At 26.7% G+C, this 22,997-nt stretch carries 18 protein-coding genes; 1 reads left to right on the top strand and 17 read right to left on the bottom strand.

Translation table 4 applies throughout. From position 1 onward, the window contains the following. Window positions 1-18: 18 nt before the first annotated feature. A complete protein-coding gene (locus tag SCULI_RS02025) occupies window positions 19-2,346 on the top strand; it encodes an MOLPALP family lipoprotein (RefSeq protein ID WP_025362970.1) in 2,328 nt (775 codons plus the stop codon). 15 nt (window positions 2,347-2,361) lie between these two features. Here the strand turns inward: SCULI_RS02025 and SCULI_RS02020 are convergent, their stop codons facing one another. The 17 genes from SCULI_RS02020 to SCULI_RS01940 form a co-directional block, all read right to left on the bottom strand. Beyond that, window positions 2,362-3,141, bottom strand: a complete 780-nt coding sequence (locus tag SCULI_RS02020) for a hypothetical protein (RefSeq protein ID WP_025362969.1) — start codon at window positions 3,139-3,141, stop codon at window positions 2,362-2,364. Window positions 3,142-3,168: 27 nt separating this feature from the next. Then, on the bottom strand, window positions 3,169-4,407 hold the full coding sequence (locus SCULI_RS02015) for a replication-associated recombination protein A (RefSeq protein ID WP_025362968.1): 1,239 nt from the start codon (window positions 4,405-4,407) through the stop codon (window positions 3,169-3,171). A 78-nt stretch (window positions 4,408-4,485) separates the two neighbouring features. Further along, window positions 4,486-6,867, bottom strand: coding sequence for an endopeptidase La (lon, locus tag SCULI_RS02010; RefSeq protein WP_025362967.1), 2,382 nt, complete (start codon window positions 6,865-6,867; stop codon window positions 4,486-4,488). 102 nt (window positions 6,868-6,969) lie between these two features. Beyond that, complete coding sequence (gene tig / locus SCULI_RS02005) at window positions 6,970-8,256, bottom strand: trigger factor (RefSeq protein ID WP_025362966.1); 1,287 nt, start codon at window positions 8,254-8,256, stop codon at window positions 6,970-6,972. Between the two features lie 92 nt (window positions 8,257-8,348). After that, complete coding sequence (locus tag SCULI_RS02000; protein ID WP_025362965.1) at window positions 8,349-8,978, bottom strand: hypothetical protein; 630 nt, start codon at window positions 8,976-8,978, stop codon at window positions 8,349-8,351. Between the two features lie 50 nt (window positions 8,979-9,028). Then, entirely contained in the window at window positions 9,029-10,393 is a 1,365-nt protein-coding gene (locus tag SCULI_RS01995; RefSeq protein ID WP_025362964.1) for a hypothetical protein, read from the bottom strand. 115 nt (window positions 10,394-10,508) lie between these two features. Continuing rightward, window positions 10,509-11,480 carry a hypothetical protein gene (locus tag SCULI_RS01990; protein ID WP_025362963.1) on the bottom strand — a complete coding sequence of 324 codons (972 nt, stop codon included), beginning with the start codon at window positions 11,478-11,480 and terminating at the stop codon, window positions 10,509-10,511. Window positions 11,481-11,522: 42 nt separating this feature from the next. Next, entirely contained in the window at window positions 11,523-12,782 is a 1,260-nt protein-coding gene (locus SCULI_RS01985; RefSeq protein ID WP_025362962.1) for a hypothetical protein, read from the bottom strand. A gap of 14 nt (window positions 12,783-12,796) precedes the next feature. Further along, complete coding sequence (locus SCULI_RS01980) at window positions 12,797-13,864, bottom strand: hypothetical protein (protein WP_025362961.1); 1,068 nt, start codon at window positions 13,862-13,864, stop codon at window positions 12,797-12,799. A gap of 67 nt (window positions 13,865-13,931) precedes the next feature. After that, window positions 13,932-15,722, bottom strand: a complete 1,791-nt coding sequence (locus SCULI_RS01975) for a hypothetical protein (RefSeq protein WP_025362960.1) — start codon at window positions 15,720-15,722, stop codon at window positions 13,932-13,934. Between the two features lie 196 nt (window positions 15,723-15,918). Continuing rightward, on the bottom strand, window positions 15,919-16,212 hold the full coding sequence (locus tag SCULI_RS01970; RefSeq protein WP_025362959.1) for an MMB_0454 family protein: 294 nt from the start codon (window positions 16,210-16,212) through the stop codon (window positions 15,919-15,921). A gap of 37 nt (window positions 16,213-16,249) precedes the next feature. Then, window positions 16,250-16,810 carry an elongation factor P gene (gene efp / locus SCULI_RS01965; protein WP_025362958.1) on the bottom strand — a complete coding sequence of 187 codons (561 nt, stop codon included), beginning with the start codon at window positions 16,808-16,810 and terminating at the stop codon, window positions 16,250-16,252. A gap of 47 nt (window positions 16,811-16,857) precedes the next feature. Beyond that, complete coding sequence (gene fmt, locus SCULI_RS01960; RefSeq protein ID WP_025362957.1) at window positions 16,858-17,826, bottom strand: methionyl-tRNA formyltransferase; 969 nt, start codon at window positions 17,824-17,826, stop codon at window positions 16,858-16,860. A gap of 1 nt (window position 17,827) precedes the next feature. Beyond that, on the bottom strand, window positions 17,828-19,903 hold the full coding sequence (locus SCULI_RS01955; RefSeq protein ID WP_025362956.1) for a DUF2779 domain-containing protein: 2,076 nt from the start codon (window positions 19,901-19,903) through the stop codon (window positions 17,828-17,830). A gap of 62 nt (window positions 19,904-19,965) precedes the next feature. Further along, a complete protein-coding gene (locus tag SCULI_RS01950; protein WP_025362955.1) occupies window positions 19,966-20,595 on the bottom strand; it encodes a hypothetical protein in 630 nt (209 codons plus the stop codon). 61 nt (window positions 20,596-20,656) lie between these two features. After that, window positions 20,657-21,778, bottom strand: a complete 1,122-nt coding sequence (mnmA, locus tag SCULI_RS01945; RefSeq protein ID WP_025362954.1) for a tRNA 2-thiouridine(34) synthase MnmA — start codon at window positions 21,776-21,778, stop codon at window positions 20,657-20,659. Between the two features lie 3 nt (window positions 21,779-21,781). Next, the gene (locus tag SCULI_RS01940) at window positions 21,782-22,936 is read right to left on the bottom strand and encodes a hypothetical protein (RefSeq protein WP_025362953.1); all 1,155 of its coding nucleotides are present in this window, start codon (window positions 22,934-22,936) and stop codon (window positions 21,782-21,784) included. Between the last annotated feature and the right edge of the window lie 61 nt (window positions 22,937-22,997).

Genomic DNA, 22,997 nt, shown 5'->3' with positions numbered 1-22,997 from the left:
GAAAAGGGAATAAAAAAAATGAAGAAATTATTAGGTATATTGTCAGCAATGACTATAAGTATTTCTGGTGTTTCTGTAACTTCATGTAGTTTAGTTAACTATGAAAAAGAATACATCAAAAATAAAGTCAAAAGTATTGTTGACGTTTCAAATGTAGCATTAAGAGCGGGAATTATTAATGATGCAAGTGGTATTAACGTTGATTATTTAAGTCAAATAATCGATGGTTCAAGAATGGTAGATATGTTGGAAGACTATCAAGGTCAACCTCAAACAAAAGTGGGCGATTTAAGAAGCACTTTCTTTAATCAAACTTATGATCGAAATTTATTTACAAGTTTAAATGAAAATAGTAATTTGGATTTATCAAAAAGTTTAGATCCAAATACTCAATATGATTCAACGTTGTCAACTTTATCAATTGTATTGGCAGCATTGAAATCAATTGGGGGAGTTAAACCAAGTTTAGCTGGGACTTTAGAAACTGTATTACCCTTATTAACGGGTTCAATTAGTGAAGATATTGACGTTAATATCGATATCAACATTTCTGATGAAATTATTGATATTATTCAAGTTATTTTAAATGTTTTAGGTGATTCACAATTAGGAGAACTATTAGTTTCAGTTTTCTTTGATGTAAATTATATTAAATTTAATAAAATTAACACAAAATACATTAAAGATTTTACAAATAAATTAATAAGTTCAGGTTTTTTAAATAAATTACTTAGTTCAAGTTTCCCCAAAGTTTTAGAAACATACATTAATAATGCAATGTTTAGAGACTATGCAGGTGAAGGAGAACTAACATTTGCCAAAATTGAGCATTCTTCAATTATTAGATTTACAAATTTATTAATTGATTTGTCTGGAGAACCACAGGAAAATAAAAAATCTAATTGAGATTCAGTTGATAAGAATTTTATTAATAAAAATCTAACTAATGCCTTAAAAAAATTGATAACACAACCAGATAACATTAATTTTTCAGCATTAATAAACGCAATTCCAGATATTTTTTATATCATTGGTTCATTAATGATAAAAATAGGAGTTTTAGATTTTACTGCTATCACGCCAAAAGATAGCGATCATTTATTTGATGATACAAAAAATAATATTGATTATATTAAAGATTTTAATAATCAAAAATTTGAATCGGATTTTGAATATAAAAAAATGATTAAAAACCTTCAATTAGCATTAAATCCAGATGAAGAAAATGGTTATAATTTACAAAAAATATTAATCCTATCATTATTTTCAAATAAATCAGGTTTTAAAGCATTTCCAGAAAAGAAACCATTACTTGGGTGATTACCATGATTAATAACTCAAACTAATGCTGCTGGAATTGATAGTTTTTTAGGAGCATTAATTACTTCACTAGGAAATATTATTTTAGATCTAATTCCTGATGTGCCTGAACTGGCTAAACCATTTAGCGGTAATGTTTCAAGCCTACTTACAATGGTAATTGAAACACTTATTCTAAATAAACCTTTGACTGGAATTCCATCACTTATTGAATTTGTTAATTCATTAGGTATAAATATTAATTTAAACCTAACAAATCCAGATGAACTAAAAAAACCATTTAATGGAATTTGAAATAAAGATAGCCATTTATTAACAGATTTAACTGGCATTAAAATTAAAGATCAACTATTGAATTTAAGTAATATACTTTCTATAACATTAATTGATAACAAAACTATAAGTAAAATTCTTGAAGATTATTACAAAGCATTAGAGCAATTTGATCCAAAAGATTATTGAAATAATCAATTATCTGTAGGTTTAAAATCTCTAAATAATCTTAATTTTAAAGAAGAGATAACTTTATACAATAAAAATAATGAAATTCAAACAAATTTTATTAATGCAATAATTAAATTATCAAATAATAAATCACTGGGCATTAAAACTAAAGATGAAGATAAAATTCTTTATGGTACAAAAGGAGCAATGTATTTGCTTGGTTATGATGCAAGCACTACAAGTTTTATGGAAGGCAGTTTATTTAAAATCTTAGAAAATGCTTTTGATGATACAGGTGTCTCAAATATTATATATAGTATTAATGATGGTTTGAAAAATGTTTCTGATTCAAAAAATGAATTCATTGCAACAAAATTAATGCCTTACATTAATCGCAATAACTTTACTTATAAAATTAGTAATTATGACAATATTACATCAACAGATAATCTTGGAACTATTGATTATAAAATTATTTATAAAGATCCATTTACTGACAAAAAATATACTTACTTAGTAAAATTAGTAGAAACTCAAGACAAAAAATTTTGAAATTTAAATAGTATTAAAAAACAGTCTTAAGACTGTTTTTTTTCTTTATAAAAATAATAACAAACATACTAATATAGCAACAATTGAAATTGGCAATAAAAATCACAATAACCACGATTTTGATTGTCATTTAGCAGCATAAGTTGCTGATTTAACTTTCTTTTTTTTCTCTTCTTTTGCTGGAACAATTTTAATTTCAACATCTTTTTGGCGATTATCTGGAGGTGCTTTTCTTCACCCGTCATGTTCTTTCATTGGCTTAATTTCTTCATGTTTTTTTTCAAACTTATGAGGAACAACTTCTTTTGCCTTATTTAAATCTTCATCAATTACTTGTTCTTTTTCATTTTCTGCCAATAATGGATCATCAGATTCAGGTAAAACTTCGATTTGTCCTGAAGTTTTACCTCTTAGAGTTTCAACAAAATGAACTGCAACATCTTTATTTGGAGTTGCAAATGTTATTCCATTTCCAAAACTATCATTTAATAAAGAAACATAATTCAAACCATTACCACTCTTTGATAATTGTAATTGAATTTTTTGTAAACTATATGAATCAAAAGGCAAATATCTAATTTGTGCATTCAAATTATTATCTGCAACTTCTAAAGTAAAAGTTCTTTTACTTGTAATAAAAACTATCCCCACCATTTCATCTTCATAACGTTTAAAACTTGCCCATAATGCAGACATAACAGTTTCATCATCATCAAAATAAGTTTCCATGTTAGCTCAAACTTTAGTTAAGATATCTTTGTAATTTGGCATTCAAATATAACCAGTACTTGCAAGATCTTCTCTAATTTGTAAACTTGTTCTCATATTTAAACACCTCTATTTTTAATTTTATTATTTTTTCTTAGTAAATTTATCATAAATTTCTTTTAATTTTTTCTCATAAGCTGAATGAGGTTTGAAATTAAAATAAACTTTATTTTTAATTTTATCTGGTAAATATTGTTGATCAACTCAATCGTTTTCATAATCATGAGCATATTTATAACCAATTCCTGCTCCTAATTTACTTGCACTTTTATAATGTGTATCTCTTAAGTGAGCTGGAATTGGATACATTCCCCCAGCTCTCACTTCCCCTAATGCTTGTTCAATTGCCAAATAAGAAGAATTTGATTTTTCGCTTAATGCCATTTCAATAATAGCTAATCCCAAGATTATGCGCCCTTCAGGCATTCCCACTTGGCGAAATATTTGACATGCATTATAAACTCTTGGACCAATTGCTGGATTTGCCAAACCAACATCTTCATATGCCATAATAATCATTCGACGCATTAGAACTTCAAAATCACCAATTTCCATTAATCTCGCTCAATAGTGTAGTGCAGCATTAACATCACTTCCCCTAATTGATTTTTGTAATGCACTTTTCAAATCATGATATTCATCACCTTCAGCACTACCTTTTGCATAAGCTTTATCAAAAATACTTAACAAAATTTCAGAAGTAATCTCTTGATCTGAATACAAATTTAGCAGTAATTCTAAAGCATTTAGAGCAACTCTTAAATCACCATTTGCTAATAAAGCCATTTCTTTTAATACTTCATCATTAATCTCTAATTTAAATTCATTTTCTTTAATGATTTTTTTTAAACCAATTTGTAGTTCTTCAACACTAATTTCTCGCAATTGTAAGATTGTGCATCGGCTTCTAATTGCGGGATTAATAACAAAATAAGGGTTTTCAGTTGTGGTGATATAAACTATAATTTCTTTACTTTCAATATATTCAAGTAAAAAATCTTGAATATTGCGATTCATTCTGTGAATTTCATCGATAATTAAGATCACTTTTTCTTCTTTATTTCTTTCAATAATTGCTTGTAGTTTTTCTTTCTTATCTTTTGAAGCATTAAATTGTTCATATGCAATATTTAAATCATTGGCTAAAGAAATAGCTGTTGAAGTTTTACCAATTCCTGGAGGACCATAAAAAATTAAATTAGCTGTAAATTTTTTTTCAATCATTTTATAAATAATCCCATTTTTATTATTTAATAAATGAGTTTGTCCAATAATGTCTTTAACAGTTTTTGGTCTTAAAATATAGCTCAATGATGCATTCATGTCTTTTCACCTACTTGTTTAATAATAACAAAAAAACAATAAAAAAATCTTACACATTATTGTATAAGATTTTAGTTATTAAATTGATGCTGCTTTTGAAGACTCACTTGAGGTTGCAATTGGAAGTTCTGTTTTAAACTCCTTTACTTTTTCACCAAATACTTCTTCATAAACTTGTTCATATTTTTCAACTGGAACAATTTGTAATTGTGCTTTTACTTCTTCTGGAATATCATCAATATCTTTTTGGTTTTTTCATGGAATTAAGATTTTTTTCAATCCACTTCTATTAGCAGAAATTGATTTTTCTCTTAATCCCCCAATTGGAAATACTAATCCTCTTAAAGTAATTTCTCCTGTCATACCAATGTCTTTTGGTACAGGTCTATTTGTTAAAGCAGATACAATTGCAGTTGTAATTGTTACCCCTGCACTTGGTCCATCTTTTGGTACAGCTCCTTCAGGAACGTGAATGTGAATATCATTTTCAACAAATACTTCTTTTGGAATATTAAATGATTTATAGTTTGATTTTACAAAGTCATATGCAATAGTTGCAGATTCTTTCATAACATCTCCCAATTTACCAGTTAATACAAGTCCACCTTTTCCTGGGAAATGGTTTACTTCAATTGGTAAGATATCTCCACCAAATTGAGTATAGGCCAATCCTGTAACTACTCCAACTTGAGGTTGTTTTTCTTTTTCTGTATGTTCAAAAATACGTTTTTTCAATAGTTCATTTACAACTTCTGGAGTAACTGTTAAAGTTTCTAAATCTTTATTCAACATTTTTACAACAAATTTTCTTGTAACTGATGAGATTCATCTTTCTAATTGACGAACTCCAGCCTCTCTTGTATAGTGTTTAATAATTTCATTTAATCCTTCTTTTGTAAAGATCAATTTATCACTTGATACAGCATGATCTTCTAACACTTTTGGTACTAAATAATCTTCTGCAATTTTAAGTTTTTCGATTTCTGTATAACTTGAAAGTTCAATGATTTCCATTCTATCATATAAAGCTTCAGGAATGTTATCTGGATAGTTGGCTGTTGCAATAAAGACAACATCACTTAAGTCGTAATCTTCTTCTAAGTAGTGATCTGAGAATTTAGAGTTTTGTTCTGAATCCAATACCTCAAGCATTGCTGATGCTGGATCTCCTCGATAATCACTTGCCATTTTATCAATTTCATCAAGTAAGAATACTGGGTTTTTTACTCCAGCTCTTTTCATTCCTTGAATAATTCTTCCTGGCATAGCTCCAATATATGTTTTTCTGTGACCACGAATTTCAGATTCATCTTTAATTCCACCAAGTGCTACTTTTACAAAGTTTCTTCCCATTGATTCAGCAATTGATTTTGCTAAACTAGTTTTTCCAACTCCTGGAGGACCTACTAATGTAATAATTTGTCCTTTAACTTTGTTAGTATTTTGTTTTACAGCTAAGTATTCAATGATTCTTTCCTTAACTTTTTCTAATCCATAATGATGTTTATCTAAAATATCTTTTGCATATTTTAAATCAGTTTTTTCCTCTGATTTTTCTCATCATGGAGTTTGCATCATTCAGTCAATATAAGTTCTAATAATATTGGCTTCACTTGAACTTGCTGGTAAACCTTCGTATCTTTCAATTTCTTGAAAAATTCTTTTTTTAATGTGTTCAGGGAATGGTTCAGTTTCAAGGCGTTTTTTGTATTTTTTAACGTCATCGCCTTCTCCATCCATATCTCCTAATTCTTCTTTAATAGCTTTTAATTTTTCTCTTAAGTAAAACTCTCTTTGTTGTTCATCAACTCTTGATTTAATTTTTTTTGAAATTGATGATTCAATATCTGCTGATTGTTTTTTCTCATCTAAAAAGTCATTAATAATTTCAATTCTTTTTAGAGGATCCAATTCTTCTAAGATTGCTTGTTTTTTATCAATTGGCATAAACGGCATTAAGTGTGCTGCACTATCAACAATAAAACTTGAGTTTGTATTTTTAGATGCGTCTTTTAAAATATCTTCCATTTCTGCTGGAAATTCATCTTGACTTGATATCATTGATTTAATTAATTTAACAATTTTATCTGCTTTTTCAGAATTTTTTTCGTCTACTTGTGTTTGTTCAATATATTCTGCTACATAAAAATCTCCTGTTTCAAATGAGCTAATTTTTGCTCTTGATAAAGATTTAATATTAACAGTCAATGTACCATCTTTTCACTCTTTTTTAATACTTACTTTTGCAAGAACCCCAAAATCAAATAAATCTTCAATTTTTGGATCATCTTCAAGTGGTTTTTTTTGAGAAACAATAAGTATTAAACCTTCATGGTTATCAACCGCTTGTTTAACAGCTATTGTGGTTTTTTCTCTTCCTATTTCAAGTACTTGTTCGAAAGTTGGATAAATGTAACTTCCTCTTGTAACAAGTAATGGTAATTTTTTGTTTGTACTCATGTTAACCCCTCCTGTTTTGGTACAAAATTATATTAACACAATTTTTAGCACTTTCAAGTGTTAAGTGCTAAAAAATAAAAAAAATATGAGAATTCTCATATTTTATCCATTATTTTCGTATAAGAAGTCAATTAATTTTTCTCTTAAAATCTCTTCTTTTACATGTTCTTCAGGTAAGATTGATTTCTTAATGTAATCAACTTCTAAACCAAATTGTGCAGCAAGTTTTGAATATTTAGCTTCAATTTCTTTTGCATCAACATCAAATTTTTCACTATTTCTAACTTTATCTGTAATTAAGTGACTGCAAATTCTTCTTTTTGCATCATCAAATAATTCTTTTCTAATGTCTTCATCTGAAAGACCAGTTTGTTTTTTATATTCTTTCATAGTTAATTTTTGACTAGCAACACGTGCTTCAAATTCTTTAAATAAAGAATCAATTTCTTTATTGATTACTGTTTGAGGTAATTCAATTTTTGATTTTTCAATAATTAAATCAATTACTTTATTTACAAAAGTATTTTTTAAGGCAGTTGTTTTTTGATCAATAATTTGTTGTTCAACGCTTGTTTCTAATTCTTTATAAGTTTTAATGTTTGGTAAGTTTAAGTCTTTTGCCAATTCATCATCTTTTGCAGGTAACATTCTTGTTTTAATTTCTTTAACGTTTAATTTAAATTCAGCTTTTTTACCACTTAATTCAGGTGTGTAATCTTCTGGGAAAGTTACATTAATTGTTGATTTTCCCATTCCTTTACCAATCATTGCATCTTCAAATCCTGGAATCATATTCCCTGAACCAATTACTAGTCTAAAGTCTAAACCTTTTCCACCTTTAAAAGCAACTCCATCAATAAATCCTTCAAAGTCAAATTTAACAACATCATCTTTTGCAATAATTTGCTCTTCTTTATCTTTTTCAAGAGCAAATCTTTCTCTATATTGATCAATTGCTTTTTCAATTTCTTCTTTTGTTGCTTTAAATTCTTCTTTTACTAAATCTTTTGATTTTAATCCTTTATATTCACTGATTTCAATTTCTGGCATAATGTCAAAAACAAAATCCAATTCACATAATTGTTCTGAAACTTTTGTTGGTACTGGAGTTGGTGAAGTAAATGGTTTAACATCTGATTTTTGATCTCTTGCAAATTCAAATGCTTTTTCAATGATACTTTGAACTGCTGCATTTAAATATTTAACTGGTGTTAAATATTGTTCCACTTTTTCTTTTGGAGCTTTACCTTTTCTAAATCCTGGAATTTCAATGTTGGCTGCAACCTTATTTTTACCTTTTTTAACAGCATCTAATCATTCTTGACCATCAATTGTAACTGTTCAAACACCTTGTCCTTTTTCAGCTATTTTTTTAGCACTAAATTTCATTATTTTGCCTCCTTAGTTATATTTTTGATAACAAAATTAATTATAACAAAAAACATAATAAAATTGAGTTTTTTGTTATCACATTTTCATTGCTATAAATTGGCAATTTTATTAGTTAATAAACGTTGAAAATCCTCAACGATTTTTTCAAGATCAACAAATTTTTCTTTTGTAGTTTCTATAAAACTAACATTTTCTTGAGTTCTAATTGTTTTTAAAAATAATTGAGCAAATTCATATAAGGTTTTTGAAATAACTTCTGTCATTTCAAACATATTTAAATAAGTCATTTTAGTAAAATAAGAATTATCCATTTCTAAAACAACACGACAGACTTCAAAATAAACTTCTCATTCTGTTAATTGTAAACGTATTTTTTGACCTAATTGTAATTCAATTTCGGGAACAACTTGTTCAATTGCTTGTTCTCCATCAATTAAAGTTAAGTAATCATTTGCTAAATATTTATCAAAATCTTTTTGAATTTTGTCAATATCTCTAAATTGATTTTTAAGTACTTTCTTTAAAATCTTTAATTCCTTGTTATTATTAATTGCGTTTTGAATATCTGCAATTAAATTTTTATATAAAGAACCTTCAATTTGAGTTGAAATTCATCTTTGAAAAACACAACATCAACAACAAATAAAATCAATACATTTCTTTTCATAAATTAAACAAGTACAGTTTTTAACATAATTATAATTGCAATTACAACACATATTTATTTCACCTCATTTAAAAAAATCGTTAATATAACGATTTTTTATTATTATATAATATTTCCCATATCTTCAAGGAATTGAATTGTTTTTTGAAATACTTCCTGAGGATAATCTTTAATTTCACTATCTAATTCTTGTAATGCTCTAATAATTGAATTAACATTTTCAAAGTTTAAAAGTGAATCTGCTCTGTTAATATCAAAGTCTCCAACTGCATCTCCTGGGTGAGTAATAAATGTATCACTAATTCCAGTTTCATGATATTTAATTAATTTTCCAATATACATTAAATATGTCTTTATAATTGAACAATTTGGCATTTCAAATGCTGTTTTGTGATCAATACTCATAAATGACTCTTTTTCAATTAATGAAGTATATTTTTTAATTAATTTTGAAGCCACATCAATCATTTCATTATTAACTTTTTTACCATTAAAAGCAATTAGTTCTTTAATTTTTTCTTGGCTTTGAGTTAAAGCAATGTATAAGTTTCTCACAGAATCTTTTTTAAGATCAATTTCTCATCCCCCATTAGAACGTAGCATTTCAATTTTGGCATTTCAAATACTCATAGTATCAGAAGTTACTAAACTATTTGTTAATGACGCTAAAAAGATACGAATTAATAGTTCAGAAGTAAAATCAAATTCTCACAAACTTGCATCATCTGGTAACTTTTTAACTTGTAATACCATTTGTTCATGATTTAAATAGTCTTTAATTTTTACTCCAGTTGGCAAAATATTGATAGCTTTCATTGATGCTAAATATTTATCATATAATTCAACATTTTCAGCTGTTTTTTCGATTTTACCTGCTGCATAATCATCAACATATTCTTTTAAACGATCAAAAGTATTAATTAATAGACCATACTTGTGATCATAGTTAATTTCTTCTTTTTCATTCATAGCTTCTAAAATTGTTAATAAACGATCTTTTAATTCAAGATTTTGTTTTAAGTTTTTATTTTGGATTCATGTTAAAAATCTTGATTCAATCATTTTAACAGTTTTGTGTCACTCAATTGTTGATTTATCTTCAATAAAAGTATTATCTAAAGATTTATCATAAATTTTATTTAATTCTTCATTAATATGATTTACATCCAAAAAATAATTGTAATCTTCATCAATTAAAAAAAATTCGATTACAAAGTCTTTCATTGTTTTTAAAATTTCAACATCATGTGAAGCTTCTACAAATGTTCAATTAAAAGCATCAAAAGCATTAACTAACTCAATTTCAGTTTTGATTTTTGATTTAATTACAAAACGATAAAATTCTTTAATATCAAAAGCTATTTTTGACTTTTTGTCCTCTTGTGTTGAACTATCAACTAATAAAGAAGAAGTTTTGCCAATAATTCGATACACTAAATCAATGGCGTCGCTTGCTGTATATAACATAAAAATAAACCCCCATACTATTCTTATTATACTTTAAATTGCAAAATTATACTTTGATTTGCCAATAGAGATTAGAAGTTTTATCTATTAAAAAATGCCTTTTTTGAGGCATTTTTTAAGAATTTTGTTTAATCTCTTGATAACGATCAATATATTCTCTTACTTGATTTACATTATTTTCTTCAATTGATTTAATGTGATTTTCTAAGTTTTGAATTGCTTCATCTAAATCACCAGTTGCTGGTAATTTATATTTTTTAGTTAATTTTCAAATTTTGTCTTTTAAAAATAACTTTTGAATATAATGATCTGGTTGAAGCATAATTAATAAATCATTAGTTGATTTATAATCAACAGTTCACTGTGCTCCCTTAGCAGCTAATTCTAATGTAAATTCAGAGTGTAAACGATCTGATAAAGCATTGGCATCTTGACTTACTTGATTAAATGCAAAAACAATGTTTTTTTGTGGATCGTCAACTTTTTTGATTCCATATTGTTTGTAATATATTGGCTTTAATTCTAAAAATATTGTATTTGGTATAATGTGATTTGTTAAATAATCACTCATTATTTTTCTTAATTGATAAATAAATTCAAAATAATATTTATAAAAGAAATATTCTGGTGCTTTAGTAACTTTTGGCATATCATTGAAAGAAGAATTCATTAAAATTTTATATTTTCTTCATCAAATGTTTTCCAAACAACCAGCATGAATTTTCAATCTCTCAATTGTTCTATTTACTGATTTAACATCCATAATTTGTAATAAAAATGATTTAGTTCTTACAAACTTAGAATTGAAAAAACCTTCAGAAAAGTTTTCATAATAATTAAAGATTGAAACTTTAAAGTCATAATCTTGACCTTTCATTCAGTTTTTTTCTAATAACCCATCTTTTGATACTCATCATTTTTCTTTTGTATGCTTTTCATTAACAAAATAAGGCTCTCTTGTAATTTGTTCAATATGCTTGTCTTTGTTTTTAGCCTTAATTTGTGAATACAATATTGATGTCAATAATATTACAATTAAGATTGCTCCACCAATTATTGATAGCAACATTATTTGTAAATCACTCATTTTAACATCTCTTTTCTATTTTATTTGATTGTTAATATGAAATTATTCAGCAGATTTTTGATTTTTTTCAACCTTTACTTCATCTACTTTAATTTCCTTTTTATTTTCTTTTTTAACTTCTTTTAATTGTTTAATATCTTTTACTTTTGGTTTTTCTACAGGTGCTTTTTCTGGCTTTGGTGTATTATTTTCTACAAGTTTATTAAAACGATTTAAAGTTTTCATTCTTTTCTTATAAATTTTTCTTTGAAATTTTAAAGGTTTTTCTCTTAATCATGCAGAAATATTGGCTGTACGATATTTAGCTTTAATTTTACTTCAAAATACATACAACTTGTTTTTTGGATCTGTTAATTCATCAATTGGACATAATACTCCATTTAATCTAAAGTCTGTTAATTTTACTTCTTCAATTGTTGGAGTTTTGTCAACATCATCTTTTTTAGAATCTTTTGCAACAATTTTTTGTCTTTCTCCTAAAGATTGTTCTCTAGTTTTACCATAAAGTTCTTGTCATAAACGTTCTTTTTCTTTTTGTTCTTTTTCATAATCACGTTCCTGAGTTGTTTTTGATCCTGCTTGACTTGCAAATAGTCTTTCTTCATATGAAAGTGGTTTTTTGCTTGGAGTACGACTAACTTTATTTGAAGCTGTTGTTGTTTTTGGTTTTGGAGCAGCCTTTGGTTTTGCGGCTGCTTTTTGTTTAACTTCTTTTGCCTTTGCAGCTTCTGCAAGTTTTTGTTGTTGTGCTAATTCTTCTTGTCTTTGTTTTTCTTCTCTAGCCATTTTTTGCTCTCTTAATTGAGCCTCTTTTAGCATTTGTTCTAATTTACTATCAACTTTTGGTTTTGGCTGTGCTTTAACTTCTGGTTTTGGAGCAGCCTTTGGTTTAGTTTCAACTTTTGGTTTTGGTTCAGGTTTAGTAACCTTTAATTTAGTTGTTGTTTCAACTGGACGTTTTTTATTAGCTTCTGTTTTAGATAACATATCTTGAATTTTTTTGAAATTACTTTGTTTTTCTTGGAACTCCATTTTACGACGTTCCATAATCATTTTAGCTCTTTGATCTGCAATTTTTGCTTCATTTAAGCGTAAAGCTTCTTCTTCACGGTTTAATAAAAACATAATAAATTCAATAATTTCATTTCTAATTTCTGCATCATATGATTCATATTCTTGAGCAAATAGCATAATTGTTTGTGCTGTTAATCTTTTTTCGATTAAGCCAATTATTCTTTGCTTTGTGCGATCTCCAATAAGTTTAAAATCTTTAATTGTTTCTTTAGTATTATTTTTTGCCATGCTATTCACCCCTATTACTTTTTTCCTTCCAAAACAAACGAAGGTATTTTATTAATATCTACTCCATCAGGAACTTTAACAACTTGTTTGCTTGTTCTTGATATTTTTGATATTGGACTTTGATCTAATATTTTTTTATAAATATCAGATACATTAATAAATTCTTGTTCTAATTTATCATTATTTTTTTTAATTTCTTCAGCTTCACGTGCAAATTTCTTTGCTAAAGCATCAATTGTTTTTAAATCCATCTCTTCTTGAGCCTGTGCTCTTTCTAAATCAAGAGTATCATTTAAATTATCAATTGTTCTTAGTTGATTTTCTTCAACTTGTTCTGCAATTAATTCTTCATTACCTTCTTCATCTTCTATTTTATATTCTTTTAGTGGTGAATTAAAAATTCTTTTTGGTTTTTCATTTTCAATTCAACCTAATTCTTGGGCAAAATATTTTGAAGATTCAGAAACATAATCTAGTTTAGTTAAAAAATTAGTGTTTCTTGCTGAAGGTTTAATATTTGTAGATTGCTTAAAACTAAATTTTTTTGATTCACTTGTATCAAAAAAATCCATAACTTCTGTTTTTTTAGTATTTCTTGTTTTTAAAGTCTTTGAATTATCTTTAATTTTTTGTTTATTTGTGGTTTCTTGTAAATATGTTTGAGCAATTTCTTGATTTAATTTCATAAAATCGGGAAGTTGTGACAATGATTTATTATTACTTTGTTGCGAACGTTTTCTTTTTTCTTCAATTTCAAGTTCATGTGATAATTTACGTGTATTTACAAAAGCTTTTTTTCTTGATTCTAATTTAACAACTTTATTGTTAATTGTTCCAGCTTTGTTTTTTATACGTTCAATCTCTTGTACTCGTTTATTTTCTTTATCAGAAAGCTTTGAAGTTGTTCCATGATTATTTTGCATTTTTTTTACAGCATCATGAAGTGGTACTTCATCATTTGAAGAAAAAGTAACCCCAATTTTACCTGTTAAAGTACTAATAGTCTTCAGGTCAAGTTTTGCTTCTTCTAGAACTCTTTCTTTTGGAATTCTTGAAACAATTTTTGATTTTTTAATTGCCATTAACATCGTTTCCTTTCATATTTACAAAAAAATGGGGAGTATTTTTTCTTTTAACTCGCCCATCCCACTATTTGATATTTTTATTAAATTTTCTACTAATTTTTTCAATTCTATCTCTTCTTTTTGCTTCTTCAAGTTCTTGCATTGCTTCTGCTTTTTGCTCAAGTTGTGCAAATTGACTTGATTTTTTAGCAATTCTTAGAGATTCATCAAATAATTGATCATCATGTACTTTTGTAAAGTAGGCTTTCATTTTCAATTCTGTACGTTTGATAAGTTCTTGCTCATGTCTAATTTGAGCATCAATTGATGCAATTTCTGCCCTATATTTTGCATCTCTCTCTAAACGTCTTTCTCTTTCTAAACGAAGAACTGTTGCTACACGTTTTTCTTCAGCTCTCTTAATTTGACGTTCTTTCATTAATTCGATTAGTTTTTGACGTTCTTGAAGTCTTCTCATTCTATCAGCTTTTTCAATTGCTTTTAGATTTAATTCATCACGTTTTTTAATTCGTCTCAATTCACGAGCTTCAGCCATTCTTCTTGCTCTTGCAACAATATAACTATTTGCACGTTCAATTTTCATCATATTGATTCTGTGACGACGTTCATTACGTAAATCTCTTAAGAATTCAATTTTTTGTGTCATTTCGTCAAGTGCTTGACCTTCACGTTTATGTGCATCTAAAAGATCTTGCATTGAAGGTCTTTTTGCATAATCAAAAGACATCCCATAATTTCCAACTGGTTTAATTTCATGATATGGTTTTGACATTTCACCAGTTTGAATATCATAGTTGGCTTTACCAGCCATTGAGCCACCATCACTATTAATGTGAACTTCAAATCCATCTTTTGAAAGAATATTTCTTTTTTCTGGATTAATTAACTCATCTTTTTCAGAATAAGTCATTGGTGCCATTCCATCTTCTGTTTGAGTTTCAGGTTGTAGACCATGTGCTCCCAATTGTGATTGGAAAAAGTCTGTTCCCAATTCTAACACAGATAATGCATCTGCATCTTGTTGGGGAGGCATTTCTCCTTGAATATTGTTTAAAGAATTAAATTCTTCTCTAGACATACTTTCATTTGCTATATATGATGTATTATTAAAATCATTTGCAGGTGTTTCTTTTTCAACACTGCTGTTATCTTCAGAAGAAGATCCATTTACAAAGTCTAGTAAATTAGGATCTGGTTTAACTTCTTGAGTCATGATTTTTGTTTCTTCATCAAAATCAATTGTTGAATTATCTTGTACATTAGCGCCAACTGCACCAAAGCCATTTTGCAGAATACTTTCAGGAGTTGTCATTCCTTTTTCTTCTGCAATGTTTAACAAGTTTTCAATTTCATGTAAATTTTGACCAGTTTTTGGAGTTGCTGTAAAGTTAAATTGTTCAGTTCTGATTTGTGGTTGATAACCAGCACGGTTCATGATTTCTTCTTTAGTATTTCTATTACCATTTCCAGCACCAGGTGAAAGTCTTGACATTAAGTCTTTTCTCTTTTCATCTGGAGTTGTTGGTGAATCTTTAATATCTAAACGATCTTTTCATCCTGAAACACCACTATCTTTTTTAGTAGCCCCCGCATAATTTTCTCAGAAATGCTTAAATAATCTGTTAAATTCAGCTTCTCATAATTCAACCAAATTTGGTCTTCTTGGATCATCTTGAGGTAATGATTCAATTCTTTCAAATGATGAGATTAGTTTTTTATAACTTTCATCAGTTTGAAGGTTGTATTTATTAATTAAGGCCAAAGATTTTGGACTGAAAGGTTGCCATATATATTCAGTACCAGGCTTTTGTAATTGCCCTTTTGCTTTACTTGTTGTTTTTTTAGTTGCAGCCATGTAACGTTCCTCCTAATTTAATAACTATAAGACAAAAATATTATACACTATTTTTGTCTTATTTTGTAGTCCTAGTTGGGATAATGCTATATTTAGTGGTTTTTTGTCTTAAATTTATGTTAATATTATACCCTTTTTATTGAGATAAATAATAGTCAAAAAAATCAACTCTCAAGTTGATTTAAAATTATCTAAATTATTTTTTAATATAAGCAAATGCAATATTTTTTGGCTTAATTAATAATGTTTTTTCCATTGAAGCTATAATAGTTGCGTTTAATTTTGATTCATCAATTTTTAAGCTATCTCTGTTACTTACGTATAACTTTATTAAGATAAATAAAGTATTTTCATGATGTAAGCTCACTGAAGCCTCAGTTTTTTCAATTCCTTTTGAATTGTTAGAAACATCAAATTCAATAATTTTATTTAAGATTTTTTCTTCAATTTCAAGATTTCCTCTTGAATTTCGTTCCATTGAAATATACATATTTTTAACTCCAATTCTTTTCCTTAATTATTTTACACTAGTTTGATGCTCTTCCAGCATATTTTCCATCATTTGTGTTAATAATAACTTTTTCGCCTTCTTTAATAAATAATGGTACTTGAATTTCTAATCCAGTTTCTACTTTGGCTTTCTTTTGAGCACCACTTGTAGTATCTCCTTTAACAGCTGGTTCTGCTTCAACAACTTCTAATTCCATTTTTTCTGGAATAGTAATACCCAAGATTTCTCCTTCATATTCTGTCATTTTTACCATTGTACCTTCTGTTAAGAATTTCAATTCTCATTCTAATTTACTTGAAGCAATTTCAACTTGATCATAAGTTTCTGTATCCATTAACATACAATTTGAACCATCATTATATAGATATTGCATATCTTTTTTCTCAATCATGGCTTTATCAACTTTTTCACCACCTGTGAAAGTTAACTCCAATCTTGCCCCAGTTCTTAAATTTTTAATTTTAACAGTTACTTTACCTTGTTGTCTTCCTGATTTAGAAAATGAATTTTCTAAAACTACAAAAATATTTCCATCGTACAAGAATGTACTTCCTGGTCTTAAATCGTTTACTAACATAAAATCTCCTTATTTTTTAAAATCATTTTTATTATATACAAATTTGCTTAATTTTGCTCTATTTTTTGACCAAACCTAATTCCCATATGTAATGGTGAATTTGGAAAGTGAAAACTGCCTGCATCAACCATAGTTTTTCCACTTCTTTGTAATTCTAAAATCTTGATATAACCATCAATAGTTTGCACAATTATTCCTTCTTTATCTGTTGTGACAATTTCTCCTACTTGAAAAATTTTTGAAACAGCTATAAAGATTTCTTCATCACCAATTACTCTTGCTTTTTTAATTTTAATTCTTTCATCATTAATATGTGTAAATGCAATTGGAGCAGGACTTAACGCTCTTATAAAATTTACAATGTCATGTTTTGGCAATTTTCAATCAATTTCTTCTTGTTCATTAGTCAAGTTATAAGCAAAAGTTACTTCATTTTCATCTTGAACAATTCCTGTCAATGTTTCATTTAAAATATCAATTAAATATTTTTCAATCATATTTTTACCCAAAACTGCCATTTTATCAAATAGTGATCCTGAGTCATCATTTGTTTCAATTTTTAATTCTTCTTGAGCATAAACTGCTCCAGCATCCATTTTTTTAATCATTTTCATTAATGAAATACCAGTTTTTTGACATCCATCTTTTATAGCAAATTGAATTGGACTTCCTCCACGATATTTTGGTAGTAAAGAAGCATGAACATTAATAGAATTTTTAAATAAATTCAAAATTTTTTGAGGTACAAATTGGCCAAAAGCACAAGTAATTAAAAAATCTGCATTTAATGCTTTTATTTGTTCAAAGGAATCAATCATTTTATATGGTTGAATTATTGGATATTTTTTTTCTAAACTATATTGTTTAACTGGGGAAGGCATAATCTCTTTTTTACGCCCTACTTTTTTATCTGGTTGAGTAATTATTCCCACAATTTCAACATCAATATTTTCAAGTCCTTTTAAGATTTCAACTGAAATTGGGGGCGTTCCACAAAATATTACTTTATAACTCATATTAAGATTCTCCTTTTTTAATTGTTTCAATTAACATTGGATCAATTTCTTTGATTAATTCTACAACTTTTTGCAAGACTACAACCATTGCTAAAGTATCGCGATCGCAATAAGCTAACATATCTTTTTTAAAGATATTTTCTCATTGTTCTTGAGTAAAAAAATCATCTGCAAATTGACGAAATACTTGACTTGCTTTATCTCCCTTATTAATTCTTAAATCTTTATAACTTAATGAACCATCTAAAACTGGTTGAGTAATTTTAATTGATGACTTTCCCTTAAATTCTGGGTGATAAATCAATCAATTATTTTGTGCTTTGGCAAAAAAATCACGTAAATCAATTGTATTTTGTCAAATATAATGCAACGGCTTTCTATATTCAGGAAATAACTGAATTAATTGTCTTAAAACCATTTTTTCAAATGACTTATTGTAGGCAACATAGATTCCTGGTCCAAACTCAAATGAATCTTTAATAAACTTTTGGATAAATTCAGGTCTTGGATCATTTTGAGAATTGGCAATAAAATTTGCATGTTTCATTGTTGCTTGTGAATTTTTAAAATCATATTTATCATCTAAAATTGTGTGAATTGAATATTGAAATGGAATTTGCATATAACTTTTTGATTTATTAAAGTTAGGTACAGCCCATTTTGAAGTTTCAAAATCATACATATAAACTGGATATTGATAATAATCTTTTAGTAAATCAACAATATCATCAATTCTATTCATATCAACAATCATATCTGGACTAGTTTGACAATTATTTTTTAAATATTGATTTGTTAAATTAATTAAACGTGCGTTTGTGGCAGAAAAGATTGGCTTATTTTGTGAATCTGTATATTTTTTATCAAAGGGATCTTGAATATCTTTTAAATAAAAGAAATCTCGTGTTCACAGAATTTCTCCAACTTTTGTATGCATTTGAGGTAAATTTAAAACATTAAATTCATCTAAATTGCGATACTTAAAAATATGGCGACAATATGCTTTTTTATAATCAATTGTTTCATTTTTAAAATCCATTTTAAACTTTCCACATTTTTCATTAAGTAAAAAATTTTCATCATTATATATTGCAGCAATTTTTTCAAATAAATAATCAATATCATTTTTATCTGCAATATTTTCAAAAATCGCTAAATAATCTGGTTTAATTTTTTGTTCATTATAAGTATTTGAAACAACAAATAATTTTGAATACTCAATGTCTGATTTAAAATCATTATTTGGCACTTCAAAATCATTATCTAAAAATGGAATTTTAATTTCTTTTTCAAAATCAATAAATTCTTCTTCTAAACTTAAAACTAATCCTGGATCAATTTCTCCTAATCCACGATAATAATTTTTATTAATTAAACATAATTTAACTGAATCAATAATATAGCCTAATTTTTTTAATAAATATCATTGATAAAATAAATCATAAAAATGATCTTTCTTTTCTTTTGTTGAACCTTTAACTTCAATAATTTCAACATGACGATTTCCTTTATTAATTAAAATATCACATCTAATTTTTAATTTTGAATTACCATATTCAAATGATGGTTCAAATAAAACACGATGTGTATCATCTTTTAAAATATCACGTGTTAAATCAACTGATTCAGCAAATCCATATTGTAAAAAATCAAAATATTGATATTGTGTTTTATGTTCACGATTATATTCATATAAATCAGCAATAAAATATTCTCGTGCAGCATCTCCTACGGCATTACCATCAATAATAGTTTCTGCTGGAGTTGGACTTAATTCTAAACCATTTGCATTGTCAATATTTGCCAATAAAGCTTTTTGCTGAATCAACTCATCTTTTGTTAAATCTGAGGCTGTTAGCAATCTTTCATATAAAGTTAAAGGCTCAAAACCTTCAGCAGTATTATATTCATCACTATTTTCTAATTCAACTTTTAATTTTGTTGATATCTTGTGACTTTTTTTAAAATCAATTGCTTTTTTAAAGTTATCAATTGAATGAAAAATTCAACTTAACTTTGAACAATCATTCATATAGCGTTTAAAGTCTTCTTTTGATACTTTATTTTTTAATTCCATTCTAAAAGTCACCTCCAAATATAATTATCATATAAAAAAACATATTTCTAAATAGAAATATGTTATTTATTTCTTCTTGGAATAAATTTAACAGTAGTTGCCTTAACAGCTTCATCAATTCTTGGAGAATTTGCTTTCTTTTGTTCAGCTTTGGCTTCTTTTAACTGTTTCATTTCTTCTTTCATTTGTACTTTTTGTTCTTTTGCTTTTGCTAAATCTTCTTTTTTCAAAGTTTTGGCTTCTTCTTTTGTCAATTTGATTTTCTTTTCAGCAATTGCTATACGTTTTTTTGTATCTTCTAAATCCAATTCTTGATTGACTTGTCATGCAGTAGTATATGTTTTTTTGTCAGCACGAGTTGTGATACCTTCAACTTCATAAGCTCTTGTATACAATAAATTATTTGTTTTTGGTTCATAGATATTTACAACAACATCAAAAACGTCACGATATTTGTATTCTGCACCCTTACGAGCATATACTTTTTCATAATCAATTTTAATGTTTTTTAAACTTTGAGTTTTTGATAAATATAGTTTAATTTCATCTTTAACAACTTTTTTTCTTTTTTGTTGTTCTTTTTTTTGCGCTTTTTTACTTGTAATTGCAGATACGATAATAAATACAATAATTACAAGTGCAACTACTCCAATAATAATTGTTGAAGTATAGTTTTGTGCTAATATGTTCATACATCTACTCCCTTTTTTAATTTCATATCAATTTTAACTTATTTTTTTTAAAAAATACCATTTAACTTATAACTTTATCAATTACTCCCCCACCAAGACAAATTTCATTTAAATATAAAACTGCTTGTTGACCTTCAGTAACTGCTCTGACTTCATCTTTATAAGTAATTTTAATACTATTATTATCAAGAATTGTGACCATTACTTTAATATCTTTTTGGCGATATCGAAATTTAGCAACACATTCAAAAGTTGACTCTTTAAAGTATTTTGTATAATCAACAATAAAGTTAAATTCATTAACAATACATTCTTTTGATTGTAAATATGATTCATCGCTAAACTTTGAAACATACAAGATTTTATTATCAATATCTTTTTTGGCAACATAATAAGGTTCTTTTTGACCACCTAAATTTAAACCTTTTCTTTGACCAATTGTATAATACATCACTCCAATATGTTCACCTAGTTCTTGGCCATCAGCAATATCAATAATTTTTCCAGGTTGATTGGCAATATAATTTTGTAAGAATTTAGTAAAATCTCTTTCACCAATAAAACAAATTCCTGTTGAATCTTTTTTTTCTGCAGTAATTAGGTCATATTTTTTAGCAATTGCTCTAATTTCATCCTTTTTAAAAGCTTGTAAAGGAAATAAAGTTTTAGATAATTGAAATTGATTTAATTGTGCTAAAAAATAAGTTTGATCTTTATTATCATCAATTCCTCTAATCATTTCATATTGTTGAGTTATTTCATTAAATCTAACACCAGCATAATGACCCATTGCAATATAATCTGCATCTAATTTTTCAATTGCATAATTTAAAAATTTATCAAATTTAATATATTTATTGCATAAAATATCGGGATTTGGAGTTCTTCCTTTTTTATATTCTTCAACAAAGTATTGAAAAACATAATCTCAGTATTCTTTAATAAAATCAACACGATGTAATTTAATATTTAGTTTTTTGGCCACTTCTTGTGCATCAATAAAGTCTAATTCTTGAGGACAAACATCAGTTGTTTGATTATTTCCTAAAATATCATTATTTAAATTGCTATCTCAATTACGCATAAAAAGAGCTTCAACTTCATAGCCTTGCTCAATTAAAAGAGCAGCTGCCACTGAAGAATCTACCCCTCCACTAAGACCAACTATTACTTTTTTGCTCATAAATTATTTTCCTTTAGAATTTTTTGTCATTCTTTTTTTCTCTTTTTTGGCAAGTTTTGCCAATTTTGCAACATCTTTTGAACTATTAAATCATGATTCAAAATCATCAAATTTAGCAGCACTTAAATTTAATTTTCTAATCTCATTTGCCCCATTTGCTAAACGATTAACTAACATTGTTGTATCATTTTGGGGTTCTGTTACAAATAAATCTATATTTTTTGCATTTAATTTAGTTTTATTATTTTCCAATTCCTTAATAACACGTTCTAAATCATCTGTTTGTTCTGTATAAGTTTTGTCAAAATCTCTAATAACTGGAATTGATAAATCTTCAATAAAACTTTCACTTTCAATATTAAATAAATGATTTTGTTCTTTAATTGAAATTTCATTTTTATTAATAGGTGCCACTTCATTTTTGATTTCATCTTTTTTTTGTTCTTCAAGAACAAAATTTGGACTTTTTGCAATATCTAAATCATTTAATTTATTTGGATCAAACGGTGAAACATTTTCATTAGTTACTTCTTCAGGTTGTTTTTGTTCAAAAACTTCATTTGTAATAATTGGTTCATCAATTTTTTTAGTTTTTTCTCTTGAAGGAGTAATTAATTCTTGTTGATTAATTGTGTCTGTATTTAATAAACTTTTTTTAACATCTTCAATAAATTGTTTATTTTTTGAAACTGGAATATCATTTAGATTTGTCAAATTATAATTTTCAAAGTTATTTTTAAATTTTAAATTAACATTTAATTTTTCAAGTAAAACATCTTTTTGGGCTTGTTGATTTTGATATGATTCATCTCTTAATTTCAAAATTTGATCTGGTAAAGCTGAACTGCGTTTTGTAAAACGACGATCAACAATATTTAAAGATTCAAAATCATTAGCACCAATGTCTTCTTTTTTAAATGTCATATCTTGATTTGTTTCTGGTTTAAAAAAATGGGAATTTGCATTTTGAACTAATGAAATTTTGGGACCTACATTCTTTTTAAAATTTAAAGTACGATCAAAATCCATTGATACACTTGAAGAATTATCTTCATATCAAACATCATCAACTGGTTTAAAAACTTTTTTACCATTTACAGATTTAACTTCTTTATTAATTTCGCGATTAATTTGTAAAACTTTAATTTTATCAGACATAGATCTCACCTCCCATTATTTGATTATACAATAAAACAAAGTAAAAAATATCTTAGCACAT

The organism is Spiroplasma culicicola AES-1, from assembly GCF_000565175.1.
Classification (GTDB): domain Bacteria; phylum Bacillota_I; class Bacilli_A; order Mycoplasmatales; family Mycoplasmataceae; genus Spiroplasma_A; species Spiroplasma_A culicicola.
Note: the sequence above shows the minus strand (reverse complement) of the source record. Positions and strands in the feature narration are given on the sequence as shown.